We start from the raw sequence: 7391 nt of genomic DNA, 5'->3' as shown, positions 1-7391 counted from the left end.
CCAAAGAAGCAAAAAGACTGCATTTTTTAGTCTAAAATAAAGGTTGTTATCCTATAGTTTATACATATTCATAATATATTAGCTATAGTACTTGTATTTTCGCGAAGTGTGCCCCAAATGGCAAAAACTTTTTGACGAAGTACTCACAACGGTTGGGCAAAGCCACCACAAATAAAAACTTTAAATTTTTAGTATACTAATTATTCTCTTTTAAATAATTAATAAATCTCTCTGGCAAGTACACATTACTATATTCTAATGCCTTTCTAAATAAAGGAGCTATTTCTGATACTTTGAATCCCGCTATGCCGCAGCCTATCTCTGTAACAAGAAATTTCTTATCTTTGTTTTTTATAGTGAAATCTAAAAACTCATCAACATACTTTTTTATTTCATCAATGCTCATCTTTCCGCTTCTCGTATAATCAACCGTAGGAATAGCAAAAGTTTTACCCTGAAGACCAAAAGCCTTGCCATATATAGCTCCCCAATTCATAGCCATTCTTGCAGCACCACCCGCATGCATGCCTTCTGTGTTGCTTCCAAATACAAAAACTTCATTGTCTTCCAATTTATCAATATGTTTTGCTGATATTCTCATAAATATAAACCTTAATAGCGATTAGTTAATTAATTATAGCTTCATTAAATCTAAAATCTATTCTGTAAGTTAAAGTAGCCTGATCATGCACTGTTTTTAATATGGCAGCAAGATCAACAAATTTACTAGCCGTAACATATTTGTCTAATATCACCTGAACCTGATAGCCCCTCGGATAAAGTATTAAATCCTTTCCAAAAGCATTTATCTCTGAAATAAGATTATATATATCATAATTATTAGTCTTTAATTCATATAAAACACTTCTTAAATATTTTGTATAATCATTTTCTATTTTCTCATTTGTTGAAGTGATAGTTAAACCTGTAATATAAGGTACATCATAATTATATATAGAAGAATTTCTTATAATATATCCGTCATCAGTAATTTCGTATATACCATTTTGCGACTCTGCTAAAAATAAAGTCTCTCTCTCTTTTATATTAACAATAAGTAAATCTGGAAAAGATATTTTTATGCTCTCTACTTGAAGCCTGATATTTTTTTCTATTCTTTGTTTTATTTCTTTTTTTGGTATAAAAAATAAACTTTTATTATTATAATCGCTCAAATTAGCCTCTTCTATTATAGTAATTGGTGCTATTAATTTAAGACCTCTTATCTCAACTCTTAAAACCTTAGCTTTATTAAAAACAAAACCAATACCAACAATAAATATTATTATTAAAAAATATAATACTATTTTCTTAATTAATTTTTTTTGCTTTTGACTTAATTTATTTTTTTGAAGCTTTTTTCTTAATTTGCTTTCATTAAAAGTTTTATTTTTCATTTTTTATATTTATTTTTTAATTTACTTCGCATCCGGATTTAAAACCTTTCTCAGTTACCATAAGAGAAAGAGTCTCTCCATTATCTGCCAAAAGAAGCATACCATGAGAATTAACACCTCTAAACTTTTTAGGTTTTAAATTAGCAAGATAAAGCACGGTCTTTCCAACCATATCCTCTGGTTTATAATACTCAGCAATAGAAGAAACAACTACCCTTTGCTCTCCTCCGCCTATATCAACTACAAACTTTAAAAGCTTATCAGCATTTTCAACCTTCTCAGCAACAACTATTGTAGCTGTCAATAATTCTAACTTCTCAAAATCTTCTTTTTCTATATATGGTTTATGTTTATCTTCTTTAGGAGGATTAACTTCTTTTTTGTTTTCCTCAGAAGAAGCACCAATCTCTTTTTCTATATCATATCTATTAAATAAAGGCTCTCCTTTTTCTATCTTTATGCCAGCCTTTAAAGAACCCCATTTCTTAGCATCTTCCAAAGGTACACTGTCACCAAGACCTAGTCTATTAAATACCTTTTTAGGAGTCTCTACAAAAAATATTTGTAAATAAGCAGTTACTATATAATATGCCTGAAAAGATATATACATAACATTAGCTAAATGATCTCTTTTAGTTTCATCTTTAGCAAGATTCCAAGGAGCACTCTCTTCAACATATTTGTTCACCATTCTTATTACTTCCCAAATATTAAATAAAGCCTCTTGAAACTTAAAAGAGTCTAAAGCAGATTCAACATTAGCATCTAAAGTAAGCACTGCTTTTTTTAATTCTCTCTCTCTATCAGAATAAACACTCTCAACCTCTTCTGGAAGAACACCGTCAAAATATTTTCCAAGCATTGTAGTAATTCTATGCCACAAATTACCATAATCATTAGCCAAATCGCTGTTAATTCTCTTTAAGAAAATCTCTTGTGAATAAAATCCATCAACACCAAAATTAATCTCTCTCATAAGGAAATATCTTAAAGCATCAACGCCATATTTATCTATTAAAGCATTAGGATCAACAACATTTCCCCTACTCTTACTCATCTTCTTGCCATCATCAAAAAGCACCCAACCATGACCAAATACTTTTTTAGGAAGAGGTATATCAAGCATTTTAAGCATTATAGGCCATATAATAGCATGGAAACGAACAATCTCCTTACCAACAAAATGAACATCGCAAGGCCAATATTTTTTATATAGCTCATCTTCTTCACTATAACCTAAAGCTGTAATATAATTTGATAAAGCATCAATCCATACATATATACTATGCTCATTATCTATAGGGCAAGGTATACCCCATTTTAAGCCCTTACGAGTAACAGCTAAATCTTCAAGGCCAGGAAGCAAGAAATTCTTAAGCATCTCATTTTGTCTCTCTTTAGGCTCTAAAAACTCAGGGTGTTCTTTATAATAATTGATAAGCCAATCTCCAAACTCAGAAAGTTTAAGATAATAACATTCCTCTTCTTTATACTCTAATTCTTTCTCACAATCAGGGCAGTAACATTTTCCATCATCTTTTTTTACAACCTGACTCTCTGTAAAAAATGCTTCATCGCTTACACAGTAAAGACCTTTATATGAACCTTTGTAAATATATCCTTTATCATAAAGCTGCTTGAATATATTTTGTACTCTTCTTTCATGATAATCATCAGTTGTTCTTATATAATGACTATAATCTATATGAAGTCTTTTCCATAATTTTTTTGTAGCATCTACTATATTATCAACATATTCTTTGGGAGTAGTTTTAGCTTCTTCTGCTTTTCTCTGAATCTTCTCTCCATGTTCATCAGTACCTGTTAAAAAATAAACATCATAACCCATTATTTTTTTATATCTAGCCATGGTGTCTGTTGCTATAGTACAGTAACAATGTCCTATATGTAAATAATCTGAAGGATAATATATTGGAGTTGTGATATAAAATTTTTTGTCTGTCATTTATTATTTCTCCCTAAAACTATGTTTAGACAATTATACTAAAATAAATGCTTTTTGTAAAGATAAAATTTTTATATATATTTAAATAATCTTTTTTTAATCCCACCCTTTTATATTTGTTGCTTGACTTTATAATTGTTAATATTAATTATGTTTATTGCTTTATAAGAAATGTTAATACCCACCCAAGTATTATTTAAATTAAAAACCTATTTAACGCACGTTTAGTTGATTGTTTTTTATAGTTTAAATTATATTCTTAATTAGTTTATATTTAAAGCTTTACTCTGCGTGCGATTGATGATACATCAAATTTAAAAAATTTAGGGTGGGAGCTATATTTTAAGTGAAAGCTATTTAATAAAAATAAGTATAAATTTTTATTTTAAATAAAAAAGAATAATGGGCGGGACTTATAATAAAGTTCAAAAACAAAAAATAACGGCTGCAAACTTAATTTAAGTTAACAACCGTTATTATTTATTTATGTTCTAATAATTTATTATAGAACAGGACTTTCATGCATAGCTTTTAAGCGAGTCCATCTATTATCAACATCTGCTTGGAATTTATCAAGTATGTCTTGATGTTTAAGAAGGTGCTTAGTTTTACCCATTAATTTTAACCATTCAGTAACAGGTTGTTTTTTATCATCAGCTACCATATTAGTGATAGTAGTGATACCTTGTTCAACCTCATATAATGGGAAGAAACAACAATCAACAGCAGCTTTAATAATATCTTTACCCATATCATCTGGAGTTTTCCAGTTTAATGGACAAGTGATAAGAAGCTTAACAAAAGCAGTACCAACATTATTAGCATACCATTGAGCTTTAGCAGCTTTTTTAACTAAATCTAAAGGATAAGCTTCACAACCAGTAGCAATATAAGGTATATGACAACCATTAAATATTTGAGCTACGTCTTTGTGACCGAATTGTTTACCAACTTCAGCTTTACCAACGTTAGAAGTAGAAGTTCTATGTCCTAATGGAGTAGAGAATGATAATTGGTTACCAGTGTTCATGTATCCTTCATTATCATATTCTAAGATAATCATTTTGTGATTTCTAATAGCAGCACCAATAGAAGGTCCCATACCTATATCATGACCACCGTCACCAGTAACCATTATAAAAGTAGGATCTTCTGGTCCATCAATTTCTCCTCTTCTTTTTCTCTCATGATACATTTCTACAATACCAGAAAGAGTAGCAGCACCGTTTTGGAACAAGTTGTGAACATAAGTAGTTCTATAAGAGCTGTAAGGATAACCTGTAGTAACAACCATAGAACAACCAGTATGTACCAAAAGTACAACAGAACCTTCTATACCTTTCATGAAAGTATTGATACCAGAGAATATACCACAACCGTTACAAGCACCATGACCTTGAGCATAACGATAAGCTTTACCAGTTAATTCTCTAAGAGGTGGAACTTTAACATCAAGTTTATGAGTTTGTTCGTTCATAGTAACAGTGATACCAGATTTTTGGCTCTCTAAAGTTAAAGGTTCATGTATAGGTTTCATTTTAACATTAGGGTCACCCATATACTGTTCTAAGTAAGAGTGTTTTTCAACAGAACCAGCTTTAGCTAATTCTTTTAAACCTAAATCAAATAATTCTTTAGCTTTGTCAAGAGTAAACTCAGTACCACCAAGACCATAAACTCTGCTAACAATAGAAGATTTGTTGTTAGGGTCATTTTTAAGAGCAGCTCTAATCTCAGTAGACATATTACCGCCCATACCAGAATAAGTATCTTGTCTATCACCTACAACAACTACTTTAACATTAGCAAGCAATTTTTGTAATTCTTTTTCAGGGAAAGGACGAATCTGAGTAATAGCAAAAGCACCAATTTTAAGATTAGGATTAGCTTTTCTCATTTCATCAACAGCTAAAGTACCAGTTTCATAAGCAGAACCACAAAGCATTAAAGCAACTTCAGCTCCTTCCATGTTATGAGTTTCTATAGGAGAGTATTTTCTTCCAGAAAGAGAAGCAAACTCTTCAAATACTTCAGCAATAATAGCTCTAGAATCTTCTAAAGCTTGAGAAAGTTGTAATTTACTACCTGTTAATTCATCTTCGTTCATGTAAGGTCCAATAGTAACAGGGTTTTTAGTAGGCTCAACAGAAGTAACTTCAGGAGTATATTTACCTAAGAAATCTTGAACATCTTTATCATTTTTGAAAAGGTGGATTTTTTTCTTTTGGTGAGAAGTAAAGAATCCGTCAGAAGAAACAATGATAGGAAGTTTAGCTTTCTCAGCAATTTTTAATGCAAATATATTGAAGTCATAAACCATCTGAGTAGTATGAGCCATAATGATAATCCAACCAGTGTTAAGAGCCATCATTATGTCAGATTGGTCACATTTAATATCTAATGGACCAGAAACAGTTCTGTTTACAACGTTTAATACCATAGGGAATCTTGTACCAGCTTGAACAGGTAATTGTTCCATAGCAAAAAGCAAACCGTTAGCAGAAGTAGCATTGAATACTCTTCCTCCTGCAGTAGTAGCACCATAACAGATACCAGCAGCACCATGTTCACCGTCACCAGGAATCATGCAAACAGTATGTCTGCCATTAGCTTTCATTTCATCTAAGTACTCAGCAATTTGAGTAGATGGAGTGATTGGGTAATAACCCATAACGTGATAATTGATTTGAGCGGCTGCAATGGCTGCTAATTCATTACCACTTTCAAGTATGTTTTCTTGCTCAGCAAGATTATATTTTTGTGCCATTTATACGCTCCTTATTATTTTTTATAACGTCTGTATGTAAGTTTATCAACATCACAATTAGCTTCTACTTCTATTCTTAAAGCCTGCTGATCTTTTTCAAATTTACCAGAATAAGGTCCTTTAGGGCAAGCTCTAACGCATTTTAAACAACCTTTACAGTATTGATAATCTATACCCATCATATTCATAGCAGTTTTATTAGGGTCTTTCCTGTCTGGTCCTTTTTCCCAAACAATACAAAGGTCAGGACAAACAACTTCACAGTTAGCACAATCAATACAGTTAGCAGGATTGAATACAGGTATATTACCAGTACGAGTAACTTGTAAATCTTTTAAAGTAGAGTTACCAGCAGCATTGATATAACCGCCTGTTAATTGGTTGTTTTTACCATATACAGGTTCTGGTTTTTTATAAGGAATATAAGGATATTTTCCGTCAGCTTTGAATTCTTTAACAACAGAATCGCTTCCGCCTCTTCTGAAAGCTTCAATATTTGGCTCAACTAATTCAGCTTTTCTTCCGCCGAATTGTTTTCTGATTTGCTCTTCAAACTTAGCAGAATCTATGAAATCAAGCTGATTAACCATAGCACCCATTATGATAGTATTAGCAGCTTGTGAAGGAAGTTTTAAATCATTAGCAATTTTTATTGCATCAATACAAACTACTTTACCGCCATGTAATTTAGCAAAATCTCTTGCCTCATCAGGTGTTTTATTAGTGTTAAAAATAACAATAGCATCTTCTTTAACACCTGCTAAAGTAAGAGGGTTTTTAAGAAGATTCATGTGGAACACTGCCACTACATGTGGTTCTTCTACAGTAGAGTTTACTCTAACTTCAGTTTCTGAAAACCTTACAAAAGATTTTACTGGAGAACCTTTCTTTTCTGAACCATAACTTGAGAATGCAGCACCATAGAAACCTTGTGTTAAAACGCCTACTTCTGCAAGCATTTTACCAGCACTATTAGCACCCATTCCACCGATACTTTCGAGACGGATCTCGAAAAATCCTAAATCATTGACTTTTGGGAGTTTCACAGTTTTATTCTCCTTTTATTATTAAAATATGTGATTTTTGGGTTAATACTCTTATATATCAACCTATATATTCTACTATAAAATATATAAAAGTCAAATTAAATATTATTATTATACATATAAATATTTTAATGCATTTTGAAAAATTTAAAAATAAAAAATCTCAAAAATATGTTTGACATACCTAAAAAACTATAATACTATATACCCTAGAC

Annotated in this window: 5 protein-coding genes; all 5 read right to left on the bottom strand. The window is 31.1% G+C overall.

Annotated elements, in window-relative coordinates; translation table 11 throughout:
• Window positions 1-196: 196 nt before the first annotated feature.
• A complete protein-coding gene (locus tag E6A48_RS03095; protein WP_219708527.1) occupies window positions 197-601 on the bottom strand; it encodes an A1S_2505 family phage non-structural protein in 405 nt (134 codons plus the stop codon).
• A 25-nt stretch (window positions 602-626) separates the two neighbouring features.
• Window positions 627-1397: a cell division protein FtsQ/DivIB gene (locus E6A48_RS03090; protein ID WP_219708526.1), complete on the bottom strand. Its 771-nt coding sequence runs from the start codon at window positions 1395-1397 to the stop codon at window positions 627-629.
• Between the two features lie 16 nt (window positions 1398-1413).
• Window positions 1414-3363: a methionine--tRNA ligase gene (metG, locus tag E6A48_RS03085; RefSeq protein WP_219708524.1), complete on the bottom strand. Its 1950-nt coding sequence runs from the start codon at window positions 3361-3363 to the stop codon at window positions 1414-1416.
• Between the two features lie 502 nt (window positions 3364-3865).
• Window positions 3866-6130, bottom strand: coding sequence for a thiamine pyrophosphate-dependent enzyme (locus E6A48_RS03080; RefSeq protein ID WP_219708523.1), 2265 nt, complete (start codon window positions 6128-6130; stop codon window positions 3866-3868).
• Between the two features lie 14 nt (window positions 6131-6144).
• Window positions 6145-7176, bottom strand: a complete 1032-nt coding sequence (locus tag E6A48_RS03075; RefSeq protein ID WP_219708522.1) for a 2-oxoacid:acceptor oxidoreductase family protein — start codon at window positions 7174-7176, stop codon at window positions 6145-6147.
• Between the last annotated feature and the right edge of the window lie 215 nt (window positions 7177-7391).

This window comes from Brachyspira pilosicoli, assembly GCF_019402445.1.
In the GTDB taxonomy this organism is placed as follows: Bacteria; Spirochaetota; Brachyspiria; order Brachyspirales; family Brachyspiraceae; genus Brachyspira; species Brachyspira pilosicoli_B.
The sequence above is the reverse complement of the archived record's forward strand: the minus strand, read 5'-3'. Positions and strand labels throughout refer to the sequence as shown.

Excerpts from the sequence above, each read along its gene's own strand:
- E6A48_RS03080 (WP_219708523.1), bottom strand. The coding sequence starts at position 6,130 with ATGGCACAAAAATATAATCTTGCTGAGCAAGAAAACATACTTGAAAGT.
- E6A48_RS03095 (WP_219708527.1), bottom strand. The coding sequence starts at position 601 with ATGAGAATATCAGCAAAACATATTGATAAATTGGAAGACAATGAAGTT.
- metG (WP_219708524.1), bottom strand. The coding sequence starts at position 3,363 with ATGACAGACAAAAAATTTTATATCACAACTCCAATATATTATCCTTCA.
- E6A48_RS03090 (WP_219708526.1), bottom strand. The coding sequence starts at position 1,397 with ATGAAAAATAAAACTTTTAATGAAAGCAAATTAAGAAAAAAGCTTCAA.